At 58.2% G+C, this 25,427-nt stretch carries 24 protein-coding genes and 1 pseudogene; 17 read left to right on the top strand and 8 right to left on the bottom strand.

The features are described 5' to 3' along the window. Positions 1 to 119 precede the first annotated feature (119 nt). Complete coding sequence (locus K2O51_RS33755) at positions 120 to 1,265, top strand: porin (RefSeq protein WP_220631978.1); 1,146 nt, start codon at positions 120 to 122, stop codon at positions 1,263 to 1,265. A 203-nt stretch (positions 1,266 to 1,468) separates the two neighbouring features. Here the strand turns inward: K2O51_RS33755 and K2O51_RS33750 are convergent, their stop codons facing one another. Then, positions 1,469 to 2,386: a LysR family transcriptional regulator gene (locus K2O51_RS33750; protein WP_245001993.1), complete on the bottom strand. Its 918-nt coding sequence runs from the start codon at positions 2,384 to 2,386 to the stop codon at positions 1,469 to 1,471. Positions 2,387 to 2,888: 502 nt separating this feature from the next. Here K2O51_RS33750 and dapA point away from each other — a divergent pair. The 7 genes from dapA to bktB all read left to right on the top strand — a co-directional run bounded on the left by dapA (position 2,889) and on the right by bktB (position 10,862). Next, positions 2,889 to 3,821 carry a 4-hydroxy-tetrahydrodipicolinate synthase gene (gene dapA, locus K2O51_RS33745; protein WP_245001992.1) on the top strand — a complete coding sequence of 311 codons (933 nt, stop codon included), beginning with the start codon at positions 2,889 to 2,891 and terminating at the stop codon, positions 3,819 to 3,821. Further along, the gene (locus K2O51_RS33740) at positions 3,799 to 4,836 is read left to right on the top strand and encodes a phosphotransferase family protein (protein ID WP_220631976.1); all 1,038 of its coding nucleotides are present in this window, start codon (positions 3,799 to 3,801) and stop codon (positions 4,834 to 4,836) included. Before dapA ends, K2O51_RS33740 begins: the two co-directional genes overlap by 23 nt. Then, a complete protein-coding gene (locus K2O51_RS33735; protein ID WP_220631975.1) occupies positions 4,833 to 5,207 on the top strand; it encodes a DUF6285 domain-containing protein in 375 nt (124 codons plus the stop codon). The genes K2O51_RS33740 and K2O51_RS33735 overlap by 4 nt, the downstream gene beginning before the upstream one ends. Next, on the top strand, positions 5,191 to 5,346 hold the full coding sequence (locus K2O51_RS33730; protein WP_220631974.1) for a hypothetical protein: 156 nt from the start codon (positions 5,191 to 5,193) through the stop codon (positions 5,344 to 5,346). The genes K2O51_RS33735 and K2O51_RS33730 overlap by 17 nt, the downstream gene beginning before the upstream one ends. Before the next feature lie 2 nt (positions 5,347 to 5,348). Next, entirely contained in the window at positions 5,349 to 8,822 is a 3,474-nt protein-coding gene (locus tag K2O51_RS33725) for an indolepyruvate ferredoxin oxidoreductase family protein (RefSeq protein ID WP_220631973.1), read from the top strand. Positions 8,823 to 8,833: 11 nt separating this feature from the next. Beyond that, positions 8,834 to 9,601, top strand: a complete 768-nt coding sequence (locus tag K2O51_RS33720) for an SDR family NAD(P)-dependent oxidoreductase (RefSeq protein WP_220631972.1) — start codon at positions 8,834 to 8,836, stop codon at positions 9,599 to 9,601. Positions 9,602 to 9,680: 79 nt separating this feature from the next. Continuing rightward, positions 9,681 to 10,862: a beta-ketothiolase BktB gene (gene bktB / locus K2O51_RS33715; RefSeq protein WP_220631971.1), complete on the top strand. Its 1,182-nt coding sequence runs from the start codon at positions 9,681 to 9,683 to the stop codon at positions 10,860 to 10,862. Between the two features lie 109 nt (positions 10,863 to 10,971). Here the strand turns inward: bktB and K2O51_RS33710 are convergent, their stop codons facing one another. Beyond that, the gene (locus K2O51_RS33710) at positions 10,972 to 11,697 is read right to left on the bottom strand and encodes a GntR family transcriptional regulator (RefSeq protein WP_220631970.1); all 726 of its coding nucleotides are present in this window, start codon (positions 11,695 to 11,697) and stop codon (positions 10,972 to 10,974) included. A gap of 257 nt (positions 11,698 to 11,954) precedes the next feature. Further along, complete coding sequence (locus K2O51_RS33705) at positions 11,955 to 13,196, bottom strand: D-amino acid dehydrogenase (protein WP_220631969.1); 1,242 nt, start codon at positions 13,194 to 13,196, stop codon at positions 11,955 to 11,957. Positions 13,197 to 13,467: 271 nt separating this feature from the next. Between K2O51_RS33705 and K2O51_RS33700 the strand changes: the two genes are divergently transcribed. After that, the gene (locus K2O51_RS33700) at positions 13,468 to 13,815 is read left to right on the top strand and encodes a RidA family protein (protein ID WP_220631968.1); all 348 of its coding nucleotides are present in this window, start codon (positions 13,468 to 13,470) and stop codon (positions 13,813 to 13,815) included. Between the two features lie 96 nt (positions 13,816 to 13,911). Beyond that, on the top strand, positions 13,912 to 14,706 hold the full coding sequence (locus tag K2O51_RS33695; protein WP_245001991.1) for a maleate cis-trans isomerase family protein: 795 nt from the start codon (positions 13,912 to 13,914) through the stop codon (positions 14,704 to 14,706). A 260-nt stretch (positions 14,707 to 14,966) separates the two neighbouring features. Here K2O51_RS33695 and K2O51_RS35930 read toward each other — a convergent pair whose 3' ends face one another. Then, on the bottom strand, positions 14,967 to 15,149 hold the full coding sequence (locus K2O51_RS35930) for an SDR family oxidoreductase (protein ID WP_220631967.1): 183 nt from the start codon (positions 15,147 to 15,149) through the stop codon (positions 14,967 to 14,969). A gap of 331 nt (positions 15,150 to 15,480) precedes the next feature. Here K2O51_RS35930 and K2O51_RS33685 point away from each other — a divergent pair, with 331 nt between their 5' ends. Continuing rightward, positions 15,481 to 16,176 (top strand): GntR family transcriptional regulator, encoded by a 696-nt coding sequence (locus tag K2O51_RS33685; RefSeq protein WP_220631966.1) that lies wholly within the window; start codon positions 15,481 to 15,483, stop codon positions 16,174 to 16,176. A gap of 61 nt (positions 16,177 to 16,237) precedes the next feature. Here the strand turns inward: K2O51_RS33685 and K2O51_RS33680 are convergent, their stop codons facing one another. Genes K2O51_RS33680 through K2O51_RS33670 form a run of 3 tightly spaced genes read right to left on the bottom strand, consistent with a single transcriptional unit; the run spans position 16,238 to position 18,728 of the window. Beyond that, positions 16,238 to 17,218 (bottom strand): Bug family tripartite tricarboxylate transporter substrate binding protein, encoded by a 981-nt coding sequence (locus tag K2O51_RS33680; RefSeq protein WP_220631965.1) that lies wholly within the window; start codon positions 17,216 to 17,218, stop codon positions 16,238 to 16,240. 50 nt (positions 17,219 to 17,268) lie between these two features. Beyond that, positions 17,269 to 18,051, bottom strand: coding sequence for an RraA family protein (locus K2O51_RS33675; protein ID WP_220631964.1), 783 nt, complete (start codon positions 18,049 to 18,051; stop codon positions 17,269 to 17,271). Further along, positions 18,048 to 18,728, bottom strand: a complete 681-nt coding sequence (locus K2O51_RS33670; RefSeq protein ID WP_220631963.1) for an RraA family protein — start codon at positions 18,726 to 18,728, stop codon at positions 18,048 to 18,050. Before K2O51_RS33670 ends, K2O51_RS33675 begins: the two co-directional genes overlap by 4 nt. Before the next feature lie 251 nt (positions 18,729 to 18,979). On the opposite strand from K2O51_RS33670, the gene K2O51_RS33665 reads away from it, so the two are divergent. Genes K2O51_RS33665 through K2O51_RS33655 form a run of 3 tightly spaced genes read left to right on the top strand, consistent with a single transcriptional unit; the run spans position 18,980 to position 22,241 of the window. Next, a complete protein-coding gene (locus tag K2O51_RS33665; protein WP_220631962.1) occupies positions 18,980 to 19,693 on the top strand; it encodes a gluconate 2-dehydrogenase subunit 3 family protein in 714 nt (237 codons plus the stop codon). 18 nt (positions 19,694 to 19,711) lie between these two features. Next, on the top strand, positions 19,712 to 21,475 hold the full coding sequence (locus K2O51_RS33660) for a GMC family oxidoreductase (RefSeq protein WP_220631961.1): 1,764 nt from the start codon (positions 19,712 to 19,714) through the stop codon (positions 21,473 to 21,475). Positions 21,476 to 21,494: 19 nt separating this feature from the next. Beyond that, a complete protein-coding gene (locus K2O51_RS33655) occupies positions 21,495 to 22,241 on the top strand; it encodes an SDR family NAD(P)-dependent oxidoreductase (protein ID WP_220631960.1) in 747 nt (248 codons plus the stop codon). Positions 22,242 to 22,597: 356 nt separating this feature from the next. Here K2O51_RS33655 and K2O51_RS33650 read toward each other — a convergent pair whose 3' ends face one another. Then, positions 22,598 to 23,131, bottom strand: a complete 534-nt coding sequence (locus K2O51_RS33650) for a transposase (RefSeq protein ID WP_245001990.1) — start codon at positions 23,129 to 23,131, stop codon at positions 22,598 to 22,600. A gap of 97 nt (positions 23,132 to 23,228) precedes the next feature. Here K2O51_RS33650 and K2O51_RS33645 point away from each other — a divergent pair, with 97 nt between their 5' ends. The 3 genes and pseudogenes from K2O51_RS33645 to K2O51_RS35430 form a co-directional block, all read left to right on the top strand. Next, entirely contained in the window at positions 23,229 to 23,486 is a 258-nt protein-coding gene (locus K2O51_RS33645) for a hypothetical protein (protein ID WP_220632335.1), read from the top strand. 36 nt (positions 23,487 to 23,522) lie between these two features. Further along, positions 23,523 to 24,923 carry an ISKra4 family transposase gene (locus tag K2O51_RS33640; protein WP_220631959.1) on the top strand — a complete coding sequence of 467 codons (1,401 nt, stop codon included), beginning with the start codon at positions 23,523 to 23,525 and terminating at the stop codon, positions 24,921 to 24,923. A 27-nt stretch (positions 24,924 to 24,950) separates the two neighbouring features. After that, a pseudogene (locus K2O51_RS35430) lies at positions 24,951 to 25,269 on the top strand (hypothetical protein); the annotation flags it as partial. Between the last annotated feature and the right edge of the window lie 158 nt (positions 25,270 to 25,427).

The following is a 25,427-nucleotide window of genomic DNA, read 5'->3' as shown; positions in this document are numbered from 1 at the left end:
CGCCCTTGGTAGCGCCGCAATTGATGGTGACTGGGTGTTTCAAGAAGAGAAGTAGCAAAGACGTACGGCAGTAAAACGATTCTTAACCTCGAAATCAGACCATGGCCTGGGAGGGCGATATGAAGAAGCAGTTGTTTGTTGTGTCTTTGTTGTCTGCTGTTGCTGTTCCTGCATTTGCACAGAGCACCGTCACCTTGTACGGGCTCATTGACGAGGGTATCAACTACACGAACAACGTTGGAGGCCATAGTCATGTCGCAGTCGAAAGCGGGTACACCCTTGGTAGCCGCTGGGGCCTCAAAGGCACGGAGGATCTTGGTGGCGGCGTCAAAGCGCTGTTCCAACTCGAAAGTGGATTCGCCGTGGACAATGGCCGGTCAGCACAAGGGGGGCTGTTGTTCGGTCGCCAAGCCTATGTTGGTTTGTCAAGCAACGCGCTTGGCTCGATTACCGCCGGCCGCCAGTACGACTCGTTGGTGGATTATCTTGCGCAGAACACGGTCACCGGAAACTGGGGGGGCTACATTTTTTCCCACCCCTACGATAACGACAACACGATTAACACGTTCCGGGTGAATAATACCGTCAAGTACGCGAGTCCGAGCCTAGGTGGCTTCAAGTTCGGAGGTACCTACAGCTTTAGTGATGACGTGAAATTTGCGAACAACAGGCAGTACAGCTTCGGTGGTCAATACACCAACGGCGGATTATTGGTCTCTGCTGCTTACCTCCAGGCTGACAATCCATCCGCCACTTCCTACGGCGCAATCAATAACGGTGGTGACCAGAACTTCGTTGGCAGCAAACTGAGAATCTTCGGCGCTGGTGCCACCTACACAGTCGGTGCGGCCGCGTTCGGATTGGTGTACACAAACACGACGGTGAATGACCCACAAAGCAGCGGCTATGTTGGTCCCATTACGCCGCCGACGGGCACACTGACCTCGCTTCGATTCCAAAACCTAGAAGTGAATGCCAAGTACCAACTGAGCCCGTCATACTGGGTTGGTGCGATGTACACGTACACCTGGGCCAATTTCAATGCAACGTCTGGCAAGCAGCATCCGAACTACCACACGCTCGGCCTGATGGGAGACTATGCGTTCTCCAAACGGACGGACGTTTACGTTCAGGCGGCATATCAGCGTGTCGGGGGTGATGCCACGGGTACAGTGCTGGACAAAGCGCTGGTCCTTGGTGCCGCGAATGTTTCTTCGACTGAAAGCCAATTTTTGGTCCGTCTCGGAATTCGGCACTTTTTCTGACAGCAGTTGGCATTCCGACTTACGGTTTCAGGCAACAACCTAAACGGGCTTGGCCTGATTGTTACCGGCTGCAGCGATCCTTGATGCGGCTTCGATCGACGCCATAGGCACAAGCGTCAATGATGGCGTCCCGATAGTCGACCTGGCGTCTAGCAGCGGAATCTTGGTGCTCTTTACCCCGAATTAGGCGGGGTAAGGAGGTCTCACAGCACTGCGTGCTTTCGTATTTCCGTGATGAGCATGGAAGCGCCTGGTGAACTCTTGGCGTTAGCGCGCGTCACAAGCTCGTATGGTTCGCTGCGCGAGCCTATCGGTACAGCAAGAGTCCGAGCCCATCCCTGGGCCGTGAAGTTGTCTGCTACGTCCGTGGGCAGCATTGCGACGAAGTGCTCATTCTGCTGCAGCAGACACATCGTCGTGAATGCCGACGTCGTCTCAATCAGGTGGAGTGGCACACGGAGCCCGGCGTCATAGAACTCCCGTTCCAGCAGCCTGCGTATCGGCATGTTCGCCCGGTACACAATCCATCTTGCTTCCGCCAACTCCTCGAGTTGGACACGCTTTCGCTTTACGAGGGCGTGCTCGGCGTTGGCCACGACAGATAAGGATTCGCGCTGCACCTTGTCGCTCTGATAGAGGGATGGGGTGCGACTGACGCTGGTGCGGCACAGGGCCAGGTCGATGCGGCCGCCATCCAGCAGGGTCAACAGCGCTGCACTCGTGTCCTCAACGACTTCCACCGAGATATCGGATTGGGTCATGAGCAGGGAAGTAATCGCGGTCGTGAGGAGCGGGATGGCACCCATGATTGCACCGGCCGTTACCCGACCACCAGTGCCCCGCATGACACTCACGAGCTCCTCACGCAGGTGTTCCATATCCGTCTGGAACACCCTCGCATAGCGAATTACGCAGTCGCCAATGGCATTCGGCTCCAGGCCGCGGTTCGTGCGCGTGAACAGCTCCGCGCCGAAGATCGATTCGATTTCCCGCAGTGCCTTGCTTGCGCCTGGCTGGGACATCGAGACTTCCTTGGCGGCATTCAGCAGCGAGCAATGGTCACCAAGCGCTACAAGGAGGCGAAGTTGCCTAGCGTGCAGGCGCCCCATGATGGTGTTCATGGACGGGAGGGTTGCCATTCAGCTATACCGATATCTATAAGTTTCAGTTTTCAGCCGCTATCTCGGTTCTTATACTCGCCCCTAATCACTGAAGCTCAGCGAGGGCGCGCAAGACCTGGAGGCCCAGCGCAACGGCGCGAGCAGATGTTGTCACCGGGTGCATAACACCCCAAGACAAGGCTGCACAGCTAGACAAACGACCAAGGTCTGTTGACGCGGTCGTTCGCACTCCGACCGTCGCTGCATGCACAAGTGTACACAGAATTGCCTTCCCTTAGCATTTCGGGGCGAAGAGCCGGGTCGTGTGCGTCACGCTCAGCCGGCACGCTGCAAGCGTTCATTCAAGTTGTCTGTATCGGTCTTCTATCCGGGAAGACCTCCGCCTTAAATTGTCGACACTTGTGTGTATTATAGCGAAAGCCAGGTACTAGTTGGTAAAGGGCAGAGCACCTTCGAAGCATCGAAGGGGTGCTTGGGTAACAGAGAAATGCAGGAGAGATGTATGGACTATTCGATGGCTCGCCTTCCCGAGGAGCCCACGAAGCGGATGCCGCGTGGAAGCGTTGTCGCGCTGATAACGCCTTTCACGAAGGACGGCAAGCTCGACGCTCCGGCGCTGCGCCGACTGGTGGACTTCCATATCGAGCAGGGCACTGTAGCCTTGGCAGTGACGGGAACAACGGGAGAGGCCTCAACGCTTTCGTATGTCGAACACCGCGAAGTCATCGCAGTGGCTGTTGAACAGAGCGCAGGTCGGATTCATGTGATGGCTGGCGTCGGCGCGAACTCAACTGCTGAAGCCATCGAGCTCGCTCGCTTCGCCGCCGAAACGGGTGCCAATTCCTTGCTCAGCGTCGTTCCCTACTACGTCAAACCTTCTCAGAAAGGGATGGTTGAGCATTTCACTGCCCAGGCAGATGCGGTAGATATCCCGGTCGTTCTCTACAACGTGCCTGGCAGGAGTGTAGTGGACATGAGCGTCGACACCGTGGTCGTGCTGGCGAACCACCGAAATATCTGCGGCTTGAAGGACGCAACGGGGGATATGGCTCGGGCGGCTGCGATTGTGGAAGCGGTTCCGCAGGATTTCTGCCTCTATAGCGGTGACGACTTCACCTCCTTCCCATACCTCGTACTAGGCGGCCACGGGGTGATTTCGGTGGTGGCGAACGTCGAGCCGGCGAAGGTAGCGCGCCTCTGCACCTTGGTCGAAAAAGGACACATCGAGCCGGCCCGACAGGAATTCATCGGCCTGCAGCCTTTGACGCGCGCGCTCTTTGCCGAAACGAGCCCAGGCCCCGTGAAGTATGCCGCGAGCCTGCTCGGCCAATGCGAGCCAAGACTTCGTCTACCTCTGCACACCCCCGAGGCGGGTACGTGCCTGGAAATTGAGCACTGCATGAAAAGAGGCCATGAAAATGCCGCCCGAAGCTAACGTGGAGCGGCTCGACGCCGCAGCCTTCCCGGAGCGAGAGGCCTGTGAAAGGCTCAGCCACTGGTTGGCGGCGCAAGGCGTCACCGACTCTCCCGTACGACATGCAAGCCGGCTATCCGGAGGCGCGGTCCAGGAAAACTGGCGTCTGCAGCTTGATAGCGGGGACTCTCTTGTCCTGCGAACGGACGCGGATGCCGCAATCCCGACAAGTTGTACACGTAACGAAGAGTACCTTCGCTACCAGCTGGCGTTTCGGCACGGAGCACGAGTCGCTCAACCGTATGCGTTCTGTGAAGACTTGAGCGTCATCGGTAAGCCCTTTTTCATCCTGCAGTTTGTTCGTGGCGTCACCGCTGGGCATGTCTTGGTGAAGGACGACAAGTGCGTACCCGACCGGGCAAGTCTGGTGAAGGAGCTTGGCAAGCATCTGGGCGTTATTCACAGTACGCCGCACGATGCTGTGCGTACGGTGCTCGGCAACCCACCGGAATCTGCTGTCCGCCAAGCGATTCATCATTTGCGTCTTCAGCTGGATGCGCTGCGCAGTCCGAATCCAGCATTGGACCTCTGCTTGCGAGAACTCGAGATCCGCCTTGGAAATGGTGAACAGGTTACGTTCACCCATGGCGACTACCGCACCGGCAACTACATGGTCGACGAGGGCAAGGTAAGCGCCATCCTCGATTGGGAGTTCTCGGGATGGGGCAACCCCTTGGAGGACCTAGGATGGTTCACCGCACCATGCTGGCGTTTTGGCCGACGAGAGAGTAGCGCCGGAGGAATCGGGCCCATCGAAAGCTTCCTGGAAGGATACCGGGAATCCACAGGCATTGAAGTCAAGCCGGCGCAGTTGCGCGATTGGCAAGCGCTTGCTCAGGTGAAATGGGCGGTGATTGCCTTGCATCAGGAGGGGCGCCATGCGTCCGGTGCCCAGCGAAGTCTTGAGCTGGCACTGTCGGGGCGGGTCGTAGCCGGCGTCGCCCTCGAAGCAATGAACCTCCTGGAGATCCGATGAACAGCAACGAAAGGGCGCTGGACCTGCTCCATCAAGCCCGCCAGACACTGACGCAGGACGTCATGCCGTCCATCTCGTTGAAGGATAGGTACAACTGCCTGATGGTCGCCAATGCACTCAGCATCATTGCGCGCCATTTCCAGGGGGCCTGTGGCGCCAGCACGACAGCGAACCCGAGTCCGATTTGTGAGGAAGCCGTCGTGAGGGGCATTCGTGCTGGGCACTTCGATGGCGGCATGCCTATGCGCGCCGGGCTCGTTTCAATCCTCCGAGATCAGCTGACGCATCAACTGGCAATCGATAACCCTCGCTTGCTCGACCAACTTACACAGTCTTCAGATAGAGCCCACAGACATGGACTTTTGTATTGATTTCGCGACGCTCGACCTGCGTAACCGCATTCGCTCTTTCGTGGAAGAGACTCTGCTGGTTGTCGCGCGTCCGCTGCTCAAGCGCAATCCCGACACGCGGAACTGGGGTCCCGTGGCAAGCACCAATGCTAAGGAATGATCATGGCACTGCGACAGGTCACCCTCGACGACAAGTACTCGCTGGACACAGGACGCATCTTCCTGACGGGCGTCCAGGCGCTGGTTCGGCTACCGCTGATGCAACAGCGACGTGATGCGGCTGTTGGTCTGAACACGGCCGGGTACATCTCAGGCTACCGCGGCTCCCCGCTTGGCACCTATGACGCGGAACTCGGCAAGGCCAAGAAGTTTCTTGGTGAAGCCAACATCGTCTTCGTGCCGGGCGTCAACGAAGACCTGGCCGCCACGGCAGTCTGGGGCACGCAGCAGGCCGAAGTTGGCAGCGAGGGGAAGTATGACGGCGTTTTTTCGATTTGGTACGGTAAGGGCCCGGGTGTGGACCGCAGCGGCGACGCTTTCCGTCACGCCAACCTGGCCGGAAGCTCGAAGCATGGCGGCGTCCTGGTTCTCATGGGCGACGACCATACCTGCGAATCATCCACAACCTGCCACCAGTCCGAGTTCGCGCTGGTTGACGCCTCCATCCCCATCCTGAGCCCCAGCGGCGTCCAGGAAATTCTAGACTTTGGCCTGTATGGGTGGGCGCTCTCGCGTTACTCCGGATGCTGGGTCGGCCTAAAGTGCGTGAAGGACACTGCGGACGCCTCCGCAGCTATCGATGTCAGCACTGACCGTGCAGTGGCTGTGCTGCCTTCGGGGGGGCATATGCCTCCTGACGGTCTGAACCTGCGCCAGCCGGATAGCCCACAGGAGCAGGAATTCCGTCTCCACAACTACAAGCTGGACGCGGTACGCGCCTTTGTCCGTGCAAACCGCCTCGACAAGGTAGTGCTCGGCAATCCCGACGCGCGCATCGGCATAGTGACGCACGGCAAAAGCTATCTCGACGTGCTGCAGGCCTTTGATGATCTGAACCTGTCGGAAGAGGACGTCGCTGCCATGGGTGTGGCCGTCTATAAGGTGGCGTGCACCTGGCCGCTTGAGCCGCAGGGGATGCTCGAGTTCGCAGCCGGCAAGGAGCAGCTCATCGTTGTAGAGGAAAAGCGTAGCCTCATCGAAGCCCAAATCAAGGACCTGCTCTACCGCGTACCCAACGCGCCGATCGTCATTGGCAAGGTGGACGAGCAAGGGAAGAAGCTGTTCCAGGTCGAAATGGCACTAAACTCCGTTCAGATAGCCATCGCTCTTGGCCAGCGCTTCGCATCGCTTGTTAAGAACAACAGAATCGCCGAGCGAGTCAACCAACTGACGGCGCTGAGCCAGATTGCCTTCGGTAACGAGCCAATGGCTCGCAGCTTCTACTTCTGCAGTGGCTGCCCGCACAACTCTTCGACTGTCATTCCGGACGGCAGCAAAGCCTACGCGGGTATCGGTTGCAGCTGGATGGCACAGTCGATGAACCGGGGTACGACGGGCTATTCCCAGATGGGGGCAGAAGGCCTATTGTGGGTTGGCGAGGCGCCGTTCTCTAGTCGAAAGCACATGTTCCAGAACATGGGCGACGGCACGTACTTCCACTCCGGCTTGCTGGCTCTTCGTGCTGCGGTGGCGGCCAAGACGAACATCACTTTCAAGATTCTGTACAACGACGCGGTCGCAATGACCGGTGGCCAACGTCACGATGGGCAATTGAGCCCTGTAACCATTACGGCTCAGGTCTACGCGGAAGGCGTGCGGCGGATCGCGGTCGTCACGGATGAGCCCACGAAGTACCCGGCCAACCTGGGCTGGGCGCCTGGTGTCACCATTCATCATCGGTCTGAGCTTCAGAAGGTCCAGGAAGAGCTGCGCGACATTCCCGGTGTGACGGTGCTTGTCTATGACCAGACCTGCGCGGCTGAAAAGCGTCGGCGGCGCAAGCGCCAGCAATTCCCGGATTTGCCGAAGCGCCTGGTCATCAATGATCTGGTTTGTGAGGGCTGCGGCGATTGTGGCGTCAAGTCGAACTGTGTGTCTCTCGTGCCACTGGAAACGGAGTTCGGTCGTAAGCGTGAAATTGACCAGTCGTCCTGCAATAAGGACTACTCCTGCAATAACGGCTTCTGCCCAAGCTTCGTGACCGTCCACGGTGGCAAGCTGCGTAAGGGCGGTACGGTCACGGCTAACGTGAGTCTGTTCCCCGCACTGGTCGAGCCTGAGCTGCCTTCGCTGGAAGACCGTGTATTCTCCGTTGTCGTCACGGGTGTTGGTGGAACCGGTGTGGTCACCATTGGCGCAATCCTTGGCATGGCTGCTCATCTGGAAGGCAAGGGGTGCGGCATTTTGGATATGGCTGGCCTGGCGCAGAAGGGCGGCTCGGTATGGTCGCACCTTCGCTTTGGTAAGAGCCCGGCAGCAATCAAGGCCATTCGCATAGCCACGGGCGGTGCCGATGTCGTGCTTGGTTTCGACATGGTGGTGGCAGCGAACCGGAAGACTTTGGCGATGGTTCGCAAGGATTCCACGCGGGTGTTGGTCAACACGCATGAGGTGATGACCGGAGAGTTCACGCAGCATCCTGACCTCAAATTCCCCGGCGCGGACCTGCGGGCGAGCATCCTGGACGCCGTAGGCGAGCAGCAGGCCGAGTTCGTCAACGCAACAAAGTATGCCCTGAACATCTTTGGTGACACGATTGCCGGAAACATGTTCATGCTGGGCTACGCCTACCAGCGTGGGCTGATTCCTATCACCGCAGATGCCATCAATGCGGCAATCGAGCTGAATGGTGCCGCAGTCGCGTCGAACAAGGAGGCCTTCCTCTGGGGCCGTCGCGCCGCTCTCTCGCCGACCACTGCTGAGAAGACCCTCGTGGCTGCAAAGCAGACTCGCGAATCGCTGCGTATCTCAGAGAGCCTGGACGAACTCATCGAGCGCCGGGTTGCGTTTCTGACTCAGTACCAGAACGTCGCGTATGCACAGCGTTACCAGGACCTGGTGGGCAAAGTGCGGGTGTGGGAACACAAGACGTCGCCGCGTCAGGATGCGGTCTCGCGCGCCGTGGCCACCAACTACTTCAAGTTGCTCGCGTACAAAGATGAATACGAGGTTGCTCGTCTTCACTCCTCGCCCGAGTTTGTGGAGAGCCTCAAGCAGCGGTTCGAAGGCGATTTCCGAATCGCATTCAACTTAGCGCCGCCGATGGTGGCCGGCAAGGACGAACTGACGGGTCAGCCGCGCAAGAAGGAGTATGGCGCCTGGGTGCTGCCCCTCTTCGGCATGCTGGCGAAGCTCAAGGTTCTCCGCGGTACGCCTTTTGACGTGTTTGGCTACACGGAAGAACGCCGTATGGAGCGTGATCTGATTACGCGATACGAGAACACCGTGGAGGAAATCACGCGCCACGGGACTTCGCGCAACCATGCGGCTGCACTGCGAGCCGCGTCGGTCGCCGAGAAGATTCGCGGCTATGGCCATGTGAAGGAGCGCAACTTCAAGGCAGTGGACCGCGAATGGACCGACGCCGTTGCGCAGCTGTCCGATCGCGCGGTGATTGAACTGAAGCAAGTCGCATGAGGTGAGGACAGATGATTTTTCAATTCGAGTTTGCAGGGAAGATTGTGGTGGTGACTGGAGCCTTCAGTGGCTTGGGGCTCCATTTCTCACGGCTCCTGGCTGCGCAGGGTTGCGCAGTTGCAATGTGTGGTCGACGCATTGAACTCGGGCAGTTTCTGGCGTCGAGTATTCGCGAGGACGGGCTGAATGCAGAAGCCTTCGAGCTGGATGTCACGGATGCAAGCTCGGTTGAGAGCTGTCTCAGCCTGATTCGGGAGCAGTTTGGTGTGCCGCACGTGCTTGTCAACAACGCAGGCATCGTTCATCAGTCGCCGGCGCTGGACACTTCGGATGAAGCTTGGGCCCAGACACTGGAGGTCAACCTGACTGGAGTCTGGAGGATGACCCGTTCTTTTGCATCGCTCGTGAAGGGGGCGGGGCAGCCAGGCAACGTCATCAATATTGCGTCCATCCTGGGTCTTCGTGTGGCCCAGCAGGTGATTGCCTACACGGTATGCAAAGCGGGCGTGGTCCAGATGACGAAGGCATTGGCCCTTGAGCTTGCTCGGGCTGGAATCCGGGTTAATGCCATCGCCCCAGGCTACTTTGAGACGGAGCTCAACCAGGAGTTCTTCCAGTCGGACGCCGGCACCCAGCTCGTCAAGCGTATTCCGATGAGAAGGCTCGGTCGGCTCGATGAGCTCAATGGCCCCATGCTTCTGCTGGCATCCGACGCGTCGTCATTCATGAACGGCGCCGTACTAGCGGTAGACGGCGGTCATCTCGTCAGCTCGCTGTGAAGCTGAAGCAACGCAGGCGTAAGTGAACGCCATTGTTTTCTCAAACGTAGGCGCGTGTGCGCCGAAGAATGGAGTGGCCATGTCCAACGAAGTAGTGGTTCTCAGCGCGGTCCGCACCGCAATCGGCGATTTTGGTAAGTCGTTGGCTTCAATGTCCCCAACCGGTCTGGGAGCGCTCGTCGTGCGGGAGGCGCTCAAGCGCGCTGAGCTGAGCGGCGACAAGGTCGACCAGATTGTGTTCGGGAACGTCATCCACACGGAGCCAGCGGACATGTATCTGGCCCGTGTAGCCGGTATGGAAGGAGGTCTCTCGGAGCATTCTTCGGCGCTGACTGTCAACCGCCTGTGCGGCTCTGGCCTGCAGGCGGTTATCTCCGCCTCGCAATCCCTGGCACTGGGCGATGCCGATTACGTGGTGGCTGGTGGCGCGGAAAGTATGTCGCGCGCGGCCTATTCCTTGCTCGACGTTCGATGGGGCACGCGTATGGGAGATTCGAAAGTCGTCGATATGATGGTCGGCGCGCTGACGGACCCATTCGAGAAGTACCATATGGGCCAAACGGCCGAAAACGTCGCGGCTAAGTTCTCCATCTCGCGTGAAGAGCAGGATGCGCTAGCACTGGAATCGCATCGCCGAGCCGCGGCGGCGATTGCCGCAGGGCATTTCAAGTCCCAGATTGTCCCCGTGCCTGTTCGCCATCGGAAGGAAGTGGTGCTGTTCGACACTGACGAGCACGTCCGTGGCGACCTCTCGCCTCAGGACCTCGGCAAACTGAAGCCTGCGTTCTCGGCTACTGGAACGGTCACCGCCGGCAATGCATCGGGTCTGAACGACGGTGCGGCGGCGGTTGTGTTGGCCACCGCTGAGGCCGCGAGTCGAGACGGGCATCGGCCGATTGCGAAGTTGGTCTCGTACGCACATGCGGGCGTTGCCCCGGCCTACATGGGAATCGGCCCGGTCCCTGCGGTCCGGTTGGCTCTCGCACGGGCAGAGCTGTCCTTGGACGACATTGACGTCATCGAGGCCAACGAGGCTTTCGCCGCTCAAGCATGCGCAGTGGCCCGCGAACTTGGCTTCAATCCTGAGAAGGTCAATCCGAACGGCTCCGGCATTTCCCTTGGCCATCCCATCGGTGCAACGGGGGCAATTCTCGTGACGAAGGCTGTTCATGAACTGCAGCGTGTGCAGGGTCGGTATGCACTGGTCACCATGTGCATTGGTGGCGGGCAAGGCATTGCCGCTGTGTTCGAGCGCTGCTAGCCACCTCGGTCGGAAAGCGCGCCGGGGGATGTTCGCCTACGCGTCGGCAACTTGACAGACTGGTGGCCCACGCCGGATTTCGGCGTGGGCCACCAGGTGTGGGGCGGAGTTATCGGGAGAACAGTTTGACGACGCCGGCGTCAACCACGCTGGCGATTTCTTCCATGCGCCAAGTAATATGAGTTTCGGTCAGCTGGCGCACACGCGCTGCATCACGCGCTTCGATAGCATCTAGGATATCCAGGTGCTCCGCAAAGGCGTCGTGCCCCCGTTGCTCAATATCGACCCAGCGGACGAAGTGAATGCGGGCATTGATGCCGTACATCGCGCGCACCATTTCGTTGTTGCCAGACAGGGCGACGAGTCGGACATGAAACTCTTCGTCGCGGGTGACCAGTTCCGCGGCCGGCGCATTGGACGCGCGGTTCTTCATCACATCCTTCCAGAACTTGCGCAGGGCTCGGATGTCCTTGTCGTCAGCTCGTTCGACCGCCAATTGAACTGCCGAGGCCTCGATGCTTCGCCGAAGCTCGAACAAGTCGAAAATGTCCTGGCGATTCAACTCGCGCACGAAGAAGCCGCGGTTCGGCACGAAGGTCAGGAGGTTCTCCGCCACCAGGCGGTTCAACGCTTCTCGAAGCGGCGTTCGACTCACGTTGAACCGGTCGGCCAGCTCCAGTTCATTGACGCGCTCGCCGGGTCGGATGGTGTAGAGAACGGCCATGGACTTGAGCTCTTCGTAGAGCTCATTTACCGTGAGGCCGGCCCGCTTCGGAGGATTCGTCTCACGGACGCGCGGACGGTCTTCCCGAATCAGCGACGTGTAGCGTGCCATTTTGTTGATGTGTCCTATGGTGACCGGAAGACGGCGAGAAGACGCCTGTTGGTATGCCCTCGTAACGGCTGAGCCGCTCGGGTGACGTCCAAGCCCTGTCCCGCAGTCTTTATTGGTGCAAAGTGTCGGCAATTCTGTATTCTACTGCACCGCAGGCGGGCACTCCGAATGTCGCCGCCGGTCAGCTGCCTAGGGTTGCAGTCGTCGGGAAGCGGTGACCGCGGAAGATGGCACGGCAATGGGCTGGGCCAGGTCAACTACGCTGTAAGGCCCTCCATCGGAATCGCGGGTGTACGGCCAGAAACGAGGTCGGCGGTAATCCGCGCTGACCCATGCGACATCGTCCATCCAATGTGGCCGTGCCCAGTATTCAGGAAGAAATTGCGATACTTCTTCCGTCCAAGGAAGGGGAGGTTGTTCGGGGTCATCGGTCGAAGCCCCGCCCACATTTCTGCTTCGGCATAGTTGCCCCCGTCAGGATAGAGCTCCTGGGTGACCCGTTTCATGAAGGCGAAGTCGGCCGGCTTATGGCTCGTGTCGTAGCCTGCGAACTCGGCCGTGGCGGTTACCCGGATTCGGTCCCCGAACCGGGAAAAGGCCACGAGGTTGTGTTCGTCGACCGCAGCGACATTGGGGGGGTGCCGATGGTCCTCGATTGGCACCGTCAGGGAGTAGCCCTTCACCGGATAGATGGGAAGCCGGATTCCGATCTTGCCGGCCAGGATGGGGCTGTAACTGCCCAGCGCCAGGACGTAGGCGTCGCCGGTGATGCGGCCTTGGTCTGTGTGGATACCCACCACCTCGTCGCCCGCAATGTCGAAATCCTGTATGGTCGTCTGCGTGAGGATTTGGCCGCCGCGAGCTTCAATCTTGTTGGCAAGTGCTCTGGTGAACTTGGCCGGATCCCCCGTTTCGTCGGTAGGGCAGTGGATGGCGCCGACAATTCCGTCTTTCGCCGTGGCCAGAGACGGATCCAGTGCTACGACCTGGTTGCGGTCGAGGACCTTGATTTCCTGGCCATCGGACTCGAGAAGCTTCATCTGTGCGACACCGCGGTCCAGTGCTTCCTGGCTGCGATGAAAATAGAGAATCCCGCGGTCGTTGCGGTCATAGTTGACGTCCTCTTCTCGAAGTACATCCTGGAGCACGCTCTGCGAGTACGCGGCAAGACGGTGCTTGAGCAGGGTGTTCCTGCGTGCCTTCTCCGAAGTGCATTCGAGCAGGAATAGCCATGACCAGCTGTAGAGCTTGGGGTCAGCAGAGAACTTGAATCGCAGGGCCTGGTCTTTCAGGACCAGGGACTTCAGCAAGGTCAGGGGCGCTTTCGGAGACGACCAGACGAAAGAGTGGCCAGGAGCCACCATCCCTGCATTGCCCCAGCTGGTCTCGCCCGCGACGACGGGCTGACGGTCGACAAGTACCACATCATGGCCGTCCTTCTGCAACTGATATGCGGTCGTAACACCCACCACGCCGCCGCCGAGCACGATTACCTTCATGACGCCCCCAGATATGGATTAGCTGTGGCCTCGGCAATGAACTGACGAGGCGACACTCCAGCCTCCTCAGCTGGCCTAAGTGTCGACACTAATGTATAAGTACGGGGAAGTTAGGGCAATGAGTAATGACACTAAGAACAGTATTCGTTCGCACGGATGTGGACGGAATGACACACGCCAGACTGAGACAAAAACAAGCAACAAAAGTGTCGACAGTTGTGTGTATTTTGGTTAGGCTGTTTACGGTTTCAGCCACTTTTCAGGAGATGTCATGGAAATCAAGCGTTATGAGAGCGGTAAGCGAATGAGCCAAGCCGTGGTGTATGGCGGTTTCGGCTTTCTGGCCGGCCAGGTGGCAGACGATCCCAGCCAAGACGTGAAAGGGCAGACGGAACAAATCCTGGCAAAGATTGACCGCCTCCTCGACCAGATTGGCTCGGACAAGACGAAGGTTCTGTCGGCCAGCATTTGGCTCGCCGACTACACGACGTTCGGCGCGATGAACGAAGTGTGGGACGCATGGGTCCCGGAAGGTGCGGCGCCTGCCCGCGCATGCGTGGAATCGAAGCTGGCGTTTCCCCAGTACACGGTGGAAATCGGCGTCATCGTCGCAGTTTGATGGACTGGCGGGGCGCAAGTGTGCCTCGCCGACATAGAGCATTGCCCTCGTGTGCATGGCCTGCGACTCAATGAGGGCGGAGAGAGACACAACGATATGAGCGAAATCGAAATGGATCGCCAGGCTTCTGCGGACCGGTATGTCCGCCTCGGTTTTACCCTTGATGAGGGCGTGTCGCGCCGCGCTGCGATAGGGCTGGTGGTCCTCGCGACGGACCACACCATCGAGTATGAGTGGCGAAAGTTGCTGACGATGGACGGTGTCGGCTTCTACGAAAGCCGAATTGCCAACTCGGCTGAAATCTCACCTGAAACGCTCAGGGAGATGGACGCGTTGATCGCGCCTGGCGTGGAACTCATCCGCCCAGGTGAGCGGTTGGATGTAGTGGCGTTCGGATGTACGTCTGCCTCGATGGTGCTGGGCGAAGAACGTGTATTCGAACGCATCAAGGAGGCAAGGCCAAGAGCAGCCTGTACAACTCCCATCACCGCGGCGCGCGTTGCGCTGAATGCGCTGAAGGCGCAGCGAATCGGGATGTTGACCCCCTACGTTCGCACAATCAACGAGTCGATGCGGAAGTACCTGGCAGTGCGCGGAATTGACGTAGTCCGCATGGGTTCTTTTGAGCATTCCGATGACAACGAAGTTGCTCGCATTGATGCCAGGTCGGTGAAGGATGCGATTCTGACTATCGGAAGCCATGAGGACGTGGAAGCGGTCTTTGTTTCCTGCACGTCGCTCCGGCTTGTCGATAGCGTCACGGATATCGAGCGCGACTTGGGCAAGCCCATCATATCGAGCAACCACGCGATGGCTTGGCATGCGCTACGCCTGGCCGGTGTCACAGACTCATTCCCTCAGTTCGGGACGCTCTATACCGTGCCGGCATGACCCATGGCCAAACGGTCTTCATGCTCCTCCAAACCGGGCGAGTGAGAAGATAGCCCGATCTGTCAATCTTAGGCAGCCGTCTGACTGACGGCTGATGGGCGCGGTGTCTCCACGTTTTGGTGACGCACCATCTGGCATGAGGCGTCACCACTTTTGCGGCGGGAAGAAGCGGGGCTACTCAGAACACAAGAAATCGGGTCCGTCGCGAATAGCGGGTAAGGACGCAAGACCGTCGGCGCCCAGGACGCCACGAAGCCGCCTTATGCGATGTGGAAGCCCCCATCTACATACATAATTGAGCCGGTCGTGCAAGTCGACACCCTGCTGGCCAAGTAGATGTAGGCGCCGCCAAACTCAGTGATTTCGCCTCGGCGTCCCATCGGAGTCCGCGCCATTGTTCGTTGCTGGCAGGGCGTTGTCGCTGCAGTGTCTTTGCCATCCATGAAGTTGATGATGTATCCGGGAGCGACTGCATTTACCCCCCCACCTCGGGTCGCCCGGCCGCCATGGTACGAACCAGTTGGTCAATCCGCCTTGCGACGGCGCATACGGGGACAAGTCGGGGATTTCTGGGCTGCCGGCAATACGCTTTCATGCCACGACTGTTCACGACGAGCCCTCTTACATTGAGTGGCCGGCGGCCGCTGCTCTTGGGTGGGAAGGCCGGCAGTAAATACCGTCTCCTTACCCGCTCTACAACCACGCCCATGGCCGGGATCCAGCAAGAGCTGGTTGTGTATAATATTAGGTATCCATACATAAACGAGCCTTCGTATGCAGTCATCGCCACAGAAAACTCGCATCCCAGACCGCAAAGGGAAAGTGGCGGCTGGTGCTTATGAAATCCTGCGGCAGAAGATTATGCAGAATCAGCTGCCGGGAAACAGCTACGTCCTCGAAGAGGAGATAGCAAGGGATTTGGAGATTAGTCGCACTCCGGTACGCGAAGCGTTGACACGCCTGGAAGCGGAAGGGCTAATTCAAGCAGTACCACGCCACGGCTATAAAGTCGTACCCATTACGATGGTCGACATTGCTGAGATCTATCAGGTGCTGTCTCCGCTTGAAACTGTCGCCGCGGAGTTGTTAGCCACTAAGCCGGACAATAGTCATGAGGTTGCCATCTTGGACGAAGCTGTCAACGAGATGCGCATGGCACTTGAGCGCGACGATCTGGATGGGTGGGCAGCCGCGGATGAGCGATTTCACACCTGCCTAGTTGAACTGTGTGGAAATAATCGCTTGGCGAAAGCTGCAAAGATGCTGTTCGCCCAGTCGCACCGTGTCCGAATCTTCACCCTACGGTTGAGGGATAAGCCAATCGGATCCGTGGAAAAGCATGCCGCTCTCGTGGACGCGATACGAAAGAGGAGCCCTGATCTCGCTCGCGAAGTCCACAATGCCCAGCGGGACGCGTGGACTTCGTCGATGACAAACTTGTTCTCCAAACTGGGCGTGCACCAAGTATGACGCATACTTCCGCATACGTTTAACTTGATGCGCATCGCGCACGACCACGGCTCGATTACGTTCAGTCGGTTTTCGCACCGGAGAGCCGCACCAGTTCAGCCCAACGCGCTGCTTCGTTGCGGGTAAATGCCTTGAACTCATCGGGGCCTAGAAATGCGGGGGTTACGCCAGCATTTTCAAAGGCGTCTTGAATCTCTTTGCTTGCTAGCGCCCGTTGAACTGCTCCTGCGATTTTCTCGATGATGGGACGCGGTGTTCCCGCAGGCGCGTAAAGACCATACCAGTGACTATAGGTATAGTCATTGAAGCCCAGTTCCTTCATTGTGGGCACATCCGGCAGTGACGGAACTCTACTTTCACCAATAATAGCAAGTGCCCTTAACTTTCCAGCCTTAACATAAGGCAGGACAGCGGATGTTGTTGATACGAGCATATTTACCTGCTCACTCAATAAGTCTGTTACGGCAGGTGGGATACCTTTATATGGCGTGTGCACCATATCTAAATGATTCTGCGCATTAAGCATTTCAGAGATCAAATGCGCGGTGCTACCGTTGCCATACGAAGCATAGCTCAATTTTCCATGCTGCGTCTTGGCCCAGGCTAAGTACTCCTTCAAAGTCTTTGCAGGTGTCTTGCTGTTGATAACGATTACGTGAGGGCCCTTGGCAAGCAGGGAGATTGGTTGAAAATCTTTCTGGGGATCATAGGAAAGATTTTTAAAAAAACTTTGATTAATTGCATGAGTATTAGTTACACCAAGACCAAGCTGATACCCATCTGGCGCCGCCTTTTTGACAATCATCGTTCCGATGATTCCGGAAGCCCCAGGGCGATTGTCGACAATAAAAGATTGTCCGAACTGCTCCTGTAGTTTTGCCGCAACAGCGCGCGCAATCATATCGGTTCCGCCGCCAGCAGGAAACGGCGTTACGATTTGAACTGGCCGTGACGGCCAGCTCTCTTTTGCCATCGATAGACCTGAATATCCGCCAGCGACCAATAGCGCGACCATAGATGCGCCAATTAGAATTCTCTTCATCTTTGTCTCCTCACCCTTCTTGTCCGCTTCTCTTACGTACGTAAGGTCATTTATCCGTCTTCGCGTTCCTTGCCAATGGCTCGGAGCAGCGATGCGCGCGACGGCAGCTTCCCCGTATTTTGATACTCTTCGAACAGGACGCGACTGCCTAATGGCAAGGGATAAGCCTCTATCAAGCCGTCTCCGCGCTGCAACAGCTGACGGCAAAAATGCTCCTCTTCATTAAACACTTCAAGGCCTGACAGAACATCGTGTATCCACGAAGCGGGAACAACAATTACTGCGTCTTGGTCGGCCAGTATCCAATCTCCTGGCAAAACCAACGCTCCACCGCATTGGACGGGGACGTCGCGAGCCCAAGCTGCTAAGGTGGGGGCCGAAGGAACCGGAAAGACTCCCGCGCAGAATACGGGAAGCCCCACCTCACGCAGCCCCGCTTGATCCCGCATGGCGCCGTCAGTTACTACGCCCGCAGCGCCCCGCATCTTTGCCCGCAAGGCGAGCATGTCTCCAAGCACCGAGCCTTCTTTTGAGCCGCCCGTATCGAACACTAGGAATTCGCCTGGCTCCGCGCGGTCAATCAGTTGAAAGTTTGCGGGCCCGTCCGGAGCAATGCGATGATCTGCACGCACGGGCAGGAAGCGCACGGTACGCGCCACTCCCGCAACCGTGCCGGCTTGTGGGAAGAGAGGGCGCACCCCGCGTAGTACCAACTGATGCGGTGAACGATTTCGCAGGATATCCAGCGCGGTCGTCGTTGGGACATGTCGCAGACGTTCCGCAATTTCGGCGTCTGTCAGGTTACCTCGGTCAACTGGAGCGGTGGTCGTCATTTGCTTGCCTTCAGGAGATCGTCGTAACGAACGCGTTCGTGTGCCTCAATTGGATCCTCTCCCGAGCGTACCGCGGCAATCACATGGTCCTCGACGCTCTTGACGTGCTGCGCGATGCGTAAGACCTCTTCGACATGCTCCCGAGGTACAACTAGTACGCCGTTCTCATCACCAATGATCCAGTCTCCCGGCCTTACCGTATTGCCGCCAAGTTGCACGTCAATATTGTGTCCATCGTATGCGACTCGGCCTCGCACAGACTGATGGATGAAGCCTTTCCCAAATACTGGCAGTGACAACTGCTTGAACTCGTCGATGTCGCGGGAAAGACCGTCAATGACGCAACCGGCCAATCCGTAGTGCTTAGTTGTCGCACCCGCAACACCTCCAAACGCATTCAAATCAAGTCGGCCCTGGAGGTCGATCACAAGAACATCTCCTGGATTGGCGTCCTTTATCGCCTGAAGTGTCCCAATCACAGTGGTGGTTTCTTTCCTGTTTTCGGCAAGCGGCACCAGCCGCATCGTCATAGCGGGGCCGGCAACCTTCCCGCACTCCCCCCACAGCGGGCCAATGCCGGTGGGCTGGCACTCGATACCTAGACGATCCAGCGCATCGCTGACATTGGACGTCGAAACCTCCATGAAGCCTGCTTGCAGAGCCTGGGTGGTGGTCATCTTCCTGTTCTCCTTTCGGTTGTGGATACGTGTATGTATACATAGTAGCATACGCAAAGCGGGTTTCAACCGATTTTTACGGGGCAACGACGCGGAGCGGAAGTGCTCAGACCATTGAGTGTGGTGTTAAAGCTGTCTATCACTCCAATGGCGGCCCTTAAAGTTGCGTATAAGGCTCACGCAATCCATTTGTACATTTCTATGTATACGTAGTAGTATCCGAAGAATGACTTTAAGAAGGGAGGAGGCAAATGGAAATCTCGCGGCGGGGCTTTCTTCAGTCCGTTGGTGCTGCCGGCGTTTCGGCTACGAGCACACTCATCGCGCCCGCGCATGGGGCTACCCCGAAGCTGAACAAAGGCCCGAAAGGCGCCTTGGATGCGCAACTGCAGGCGTACACCTTTTTCCTTCCAGACGAGGCAGCGTTTGTCGAAGCCGCGGTTGACGTGTTCATTCCACACGACGACATCGGTCCTGGCGGGGTGGAATCCGGCATCGTGTACTTCATTGACCAGCAACTTGCTGGCGCTTTTGGAACTGGCTTTGGTCTCAATTACACGGGGCCATTTCGCTCCGGCACGCCCTCCCAGGGATTCCAACTCCCTCTAACACCGGCCGAGATCTATCGCATTGGCATTCGGGAAATGAATGCTTGGTGTCACAGCAATTTTCAGGGCCAAACATTCGCGCAACTCCACGCAGTGGTTCGTGACAGGTTGTTGCGACAGATGCAGCTCCGCGCTTTGGAACTGCCAACCGTGCCGCCGCACATCCTGCTTGGAATGGTCTACAGCAACACGATGGAAGGGTATTTCAGCGACCCGGCCTACGGCGGAAACAGGAATAAGGGCGCTTGGCGGATGCTTGGCTATCCGGGTGTGGCTCGCATCTACACCGCGGACATCCGTACTTACCAGCGCAAGCGCCAGGTTCTGCCGCCGCAAAGCATTGCCGACTTTCGCTGACTTTCGACGGAGACATCAATGACGACCGTATTGAAGCCAGTCGATGCCGTAGTTATCGGCTTCGGATGGGCGGGGAGCATTCTCTCAAGTGAACTCGTTGACGCAGGTCTTCAAGTCATTGCATTGGAGCGCGGGCCCGCCCGCGCAACACCCACGGACTTCGTCTATCCCTATAAGAATGACGAATTGAAGTACGTGCAACGCAACGCGATGATGGTAAATCTTGCTCAGGAAACACTGACCTTTCGAAACGAAATGAGTGAGACCGCGCTGCCAATGCGACAGCACGGGTCCTTTCTTATGGGAACTGGTACCGGTGGGTCTGGCGCCCATTGGGGAGGGGTGGCGTGGCGCTGGCTACCTTGGGATCACGAACCGTTCAAACGAGTTACTGAGCGGCATGGCCGGTCAATTCTGCGGGATGACATGCTCCTGCAAGATTGGGGCCTTACGTATGCTGACATGGAGCCATGGTACGACAGGATGGAGCGTGCCTGGGCCGTTTCTGGAAAGGCGGGAAAGCTGGACGGCGTGATCATGCCTGGCGGAAATCCATTCGAAGGCAGTCGCGCACGTGAATACCCTAATCCCGCGCTGACACCATCGCCGGCAATGACCATCATGATGGAAGCCGCGACGCGCCTTGGTTTTCACCCCTTCATTTCTCCGGCGGCCATCTCCTCCCAACCGTACCTGAGTCCCGATGGCGTGCAATACGGTGTGTGCCATTACAATGGTTTCTGCGAGCGGTTCGGATGCCCTTCCAACGCGAAAGCCAGTCCGAATCACACCATCTTGTCGCAACTTTCAGCGAAGCCAGGCTTTGTACTGAAGAACAATGCGACGGTCATGAAAGTCAATCTTGATCGTTCCGGAAAGCGCGCTACAGGTGTCACCTATATTGATGCTCTCGGGCGTGAATTCATCCAACCCGCGGACATTGTGATCCTGACCGCCTATGGCTTGGGCAATGTTCACTTGATGCTTCTTTCCGGCATCGGAGCGCCCTACGATCCCGTATCGGGTAGTGGTGTGGTTGGTAAGAACTACGCTTATCAGTGTCAGGGCGGCGTCACAGCCTTCATGCCTGAAAGCACCTGGCTCAATCCGTGGATGGGATCTGGCGGTCTGCAAGCTGCCCTTGACGACTTCAATGTTGAAGCCAATGACGCGCAGAAACTCGGCTTCATTGGTGGCGCAACGATTGCTACCGCTTCGAATGGCTCTCGGCCCATTGCGTTCAGGCCGACGCCAAAAGGCACACCTGAGTGGGGGACCGATTGGAAGCGAGCTGTTGTCAAGCACTTCCAACATACGTTCATGATTAGCGCCCAGGGAAGCGGTATGTCCTATCGGAAGAACTACCTGGATCTCGACCCTACGTACCGGGATGCATTCGGGCGCCCTATGTTGCGTATGACTTTCGATTTTGACCCCAACGAAGTCCGAATGGCCGAGTATGCGATCGACCAGTGCGAGCGGATCGCAAAGGAAGCTGGAGCGACTCAGATCGATAGGCGAAGCGCTCCGAAGCGCTACAGCATCGTCCCGTATCAAAGTACTCACAACACGGGCGGTGCAATCATGGGGGTGGACCCAGCGACGAGCGCACTCAACACAGCTTTGCAATCCTGGGACGTCTCCAACGTGTTCGTAGTCGGGGCCAATGCTCTTCCACAAAATGCGGGTAAGAATCCGACGGGACCTGTGGGCGCGCTGGCCTATAGAACTGCCGACACGATTCGTCGCCATTATTTGAAGTCACCGGGCCTCTTGGCTTAGATAACTTATGGATAAAAGTATGAGTGCGCTACGTTTCGACTCGCGTGTTGTACTGATCACAGGCGCAGCGGGTGCGATTGGCTCGGAAACCGCAGTCCTATTGCGAGAGTTGGGGGCTAGTCTGTGTCTGACTGACGTGTCATCCGACGGGCTGGAAGCAACGCGATCCAGAGTCGATGTCGATCACAAGGATGCGCTCTGCTCGAGTGCTGATCTGAGTCGTGTCGAAGAAGTTGATGTGCTTGTAGACCGGTGCCTCGAACACTTTGGCCAGCTTGATGTGGTAATCAATGCAGCTGGCATCTATCCGGAAGCTCTTATCGAGGCAATCTCTGAGGCGGAATGGCGAAGGGTAATGCAGATAAATCTCGACAGCGTCTTCTATGTCTGCCAAAAGGCCGCTCCGCTTCTCTCCACAGGGGGGGCGATTGTCAACTTGACCTCAATTGCAGCACATCGAGGGAGCTTTGGGCACGGTCACTACGCCGCATCGAAGGCCGCAGTTCTTGCACTCTCCCGCACGCTCGCTACCGAGTATGCGCCAAGGGTTCGCGTGAATTGTCTGTCCCCCGGTCCAGTAGACACGCCCATGGTTCGCGATTTGATGCGGACCTCTGGTTCCCAGATTCTGGCGAACACACCCATGAAGCGAATCTGCAAGGTGCGCGAGGTTGCTCAGTCCTTGGCATTTCTCGCCAGTGATTGGTCAAGCTTTATCACGGGCGAGACACTCCATATAAATGGTGGACAGTATATTTATGGATGACTGGTTAGCCGCCCGCGGCGGCGCGCCCCGTTACGATCTTCATGCCCCGACAATTGGGGCTTTGGCCAGCCAGGCCCGGCATGATTCCTGCCCCCACTGCACGTCCGGGCCCTGATAGTAACCGCGCAGCAGGACTCCATCCAAGATGCGGCGAATACATGTGATGTAGCGCCTGGTGGATTGCCGAGTTCGCCCGCTGCCGGTCGGACCTGTCGCTATCGTTGCTTGTTGCGTCCTGGTGGATGGGTGTACTACAGGGGTGTCACGCTCACGTGACGGCCGACTTGCGGACATGGGCGGGATCGAATTTTTCCCTTTCGCGAGGATGGCCCAAAGGATGCGGGCGTGCTTGTTGGCTACTGCAACCAGGGTCTTGTAGTAGCCGACGCGGGCCTGCAGTTGGACAATCCAGCGCGAGAGCCGGTCGTTACGCCTAGGCGCGGTATGGAGTGCGGCACGCGCACCAAGGAAGAGCAGCATGCGCAGGACTCGTTGCCCTGCTTCGTGATGCGGCCCAGGCGCTGCTTTCCGCCGCTGCTCTTCTGTCTGGGCACGGTGCCAAGCCAGGCTGCCATCTGCCGGCCGTTCTTGAACTGCCGGGCATCGACGACGGTGGCGGACGCGGTGAGCGGCCCGACGCCGCACATATCCATGCATCGCTTTGCGTTGGGATCCTGACGGGCATGCGTGGCAATCTGCCGATCGAACCAGGCGATTTCCTGGTTAAGCGCTTGCCACTGTGCCCAGGCATGCATCAGTGCCTCGCGAGCCGTGCCGCTCAGTTCGTTGGTGCCATCCTGAATATGCTCGACGAAATGGGCGTGCAACTGATCGATGCCCTGCGGGAGGAACACGCCGAATTCGGCAAGCAACCCGCGCAGCCGGTTCACGAGTGCCGTGCGTTCCTCGACGTAACCCGTACGCAGACGGTGGAGGGGTGATCGTACTATCGGTGCAGATTGATACGGTGGCCATCTGGAGAGCCGCTTGCAGCAAGGCTTTACGATTCTGCTTCAATCGAAACAGCACCTATTTCCGCAGCTCGTTGATTCACAAGAGTTTTGGGAGTGGGACCGTATCAATCTGCAGAAAAAGGACGATCACCCCGATTGGATCGAGTCGCTGCGCGAGGGTCCTGTCGTGCTGGAAGACCTACGCGGTCAGGTCGACAGGTGGCTAACTTGGCTGGATCGTCGCTTTGACCGTCAGATCGTCAATGATCGTTTGCGAGAGTTCACGGGGTAGACTGGTCGCCGCAGCTTCCACGGGAGGAGGGCGGCCATGCTTATCAGCTTGCAACTCGTAGTGCAGGGCGAGGGAGGCGTGCCAGCCACCGTCACCGAAATCGCCCAGTTCGAGAGAGACGACCTTGATGTGGGCTCGCTGGGGCTGCATCTGGCGGAGGCGAAATCATTGCTGGGTCGGCTGCAGCGGACGATGGTCACGGCACAAGTTGCGGAGGCCGTTGCCCGGACCAGCATGTGTCCCACGTGCGGGGCGCGGTTGGCTTGCAAGGGCCACCATCACTTGGTCTTCCGGAGCGCGTTCGGGCGACTGTCGATTGACAGTCCCAGGCTGTACCCCTGCCGGCGGTGCCAGGGTGACGCCCCCACCTTCAGTCCGATCGCCAACTGCTTGGCTGAGCGGGTCAGCCCAGAACTGCAGTATCTCGAGGTCAAATTCGCAGCGTTGACGTCGTATGGTCTGACCGTCAGCGTTCTGCAAGAGGTATTGCCGCTCGATCATGTGCTGGCAGCGGGCTCGATCCGGCGCCAGGTCACCACGCTCGGTCGCCGATTGGAAGCGGAACAGGCCACCGACGCCCGGCAGCAGGCGGAGGTGGCCGCGAGCATCCGCTCGCCTGAGATCCACGAGCCCAGTCCAGTCCGCGCGGTCGGCATTGACGGCGGCTACCTTCGGCGGGCCGGCCACCGGCGCCGCCAGGATGGCTGGTTTGAAGTGATCGTCGGGAAGTCCCTGCGGGATCAGGATGATGCCGGCCATAGCTTTGCCTACGTGCACAAACTGGAGCGCCGACCGGCCGATCGTATGTGGAACTTCCTGCTACGAGAAGGTGTGCAACCCAGTCAGCCGGTCACCTTCTTGTCGGACGGCGGGGATACCGTACGGTTTGCCCAACTCGGCTTTGGTGACCGCGGTGAGTACGTTCTCGATTGGTTCCACATCGCCATGCGGGTACAGAATCTCGAACAGATGATCAAGGGCCGGCCGGCACACAGCGATGGCCCCAGCAATACCGCATTGATCAAGACGCTGCATGGCGCCAAGTGGCACTTGTGGCACGGCTGCCCCTTTCCAGCGTTGCGCTGCCTGGAAAGCCTGAGCCGGGATCTGGACCCTGAGGCCAGTCCCGAGGAAGCCAAACTCCTCGGCAAGCTCGAGGAGTTCATTGTCTACCTCGACAACAACCGGCACTTCATCGTGAACTACGGTGATCGCTACCGGCATGGAGAGCCCATTGCCTCAGGATTCGTCGAGTCGGCCGTCAATCAGGTGATCAGCAAGCGGTTCGTCAAACGGCAGCAGATGACCTGGCGGCCTCGACACGCGCACAACCTGCTGCAAATCCGGACGGCCGTACTCAATAACCAGTTCCGGTCTTACGTTGAACGATGGTATCCGTCCATCGCCCGGGACGAAAACCACCGCCTTGCCGCTTAGTCGGCTCCCGTTTTGGCGCGGTCTCCACTGCCACGACAAGTGGGGACAGGCGGCAAGGTCCGACCATTCGGATTAAGTAAGTCAGCGCGGCGACACCTATTTGCGAAGGTTACTGATGCACGGCGCCCGGGCCGTGATCACGCGTGGCATACGATCGCTGTGGCTTGACAGTCTGCTTCAGCGACGTCCATTCAACGTTGTGGTGGCGGCCATGGCGAACAAGCTTGCCGGCACGATATGGGCGGTCCTGTACCGAGGAACCAGATACCAACAGGCGTGCACGGCTTTGTGGCCGCACGCCTGTATGAGGATCCGCCTCACTGAACCCTTTCACCAAGGAGCGTAAGCAAAACTGCATGATGGCAAACAGGTTGGACCGGGACGAGGTGAGCCTGATAAGAATGTTGAATTTCCAAGTTCGATTGTTAGCTGAGGTCCTCGTCAGCGAAATCCATATGGGCCAGCAGGCCAACCGGGGCTGCGCAAACAGGCCGGACATAAGCG

Source organism: Cupriavidus pinatubonensis (assembly GCF_019602855.1).
GTDB lineage: Bacteria > Pseudomonadota > Gammaproteobacteria > Burkholderiales > Burkholderiaceae > Cupriavidus > Cupriavidus pinatubonensis.
The sequence above is the reverse complement of the archived record's forward strand: the minus strand, read 5'-3'. Positions and strand labels throughout refer to the sequence as shown.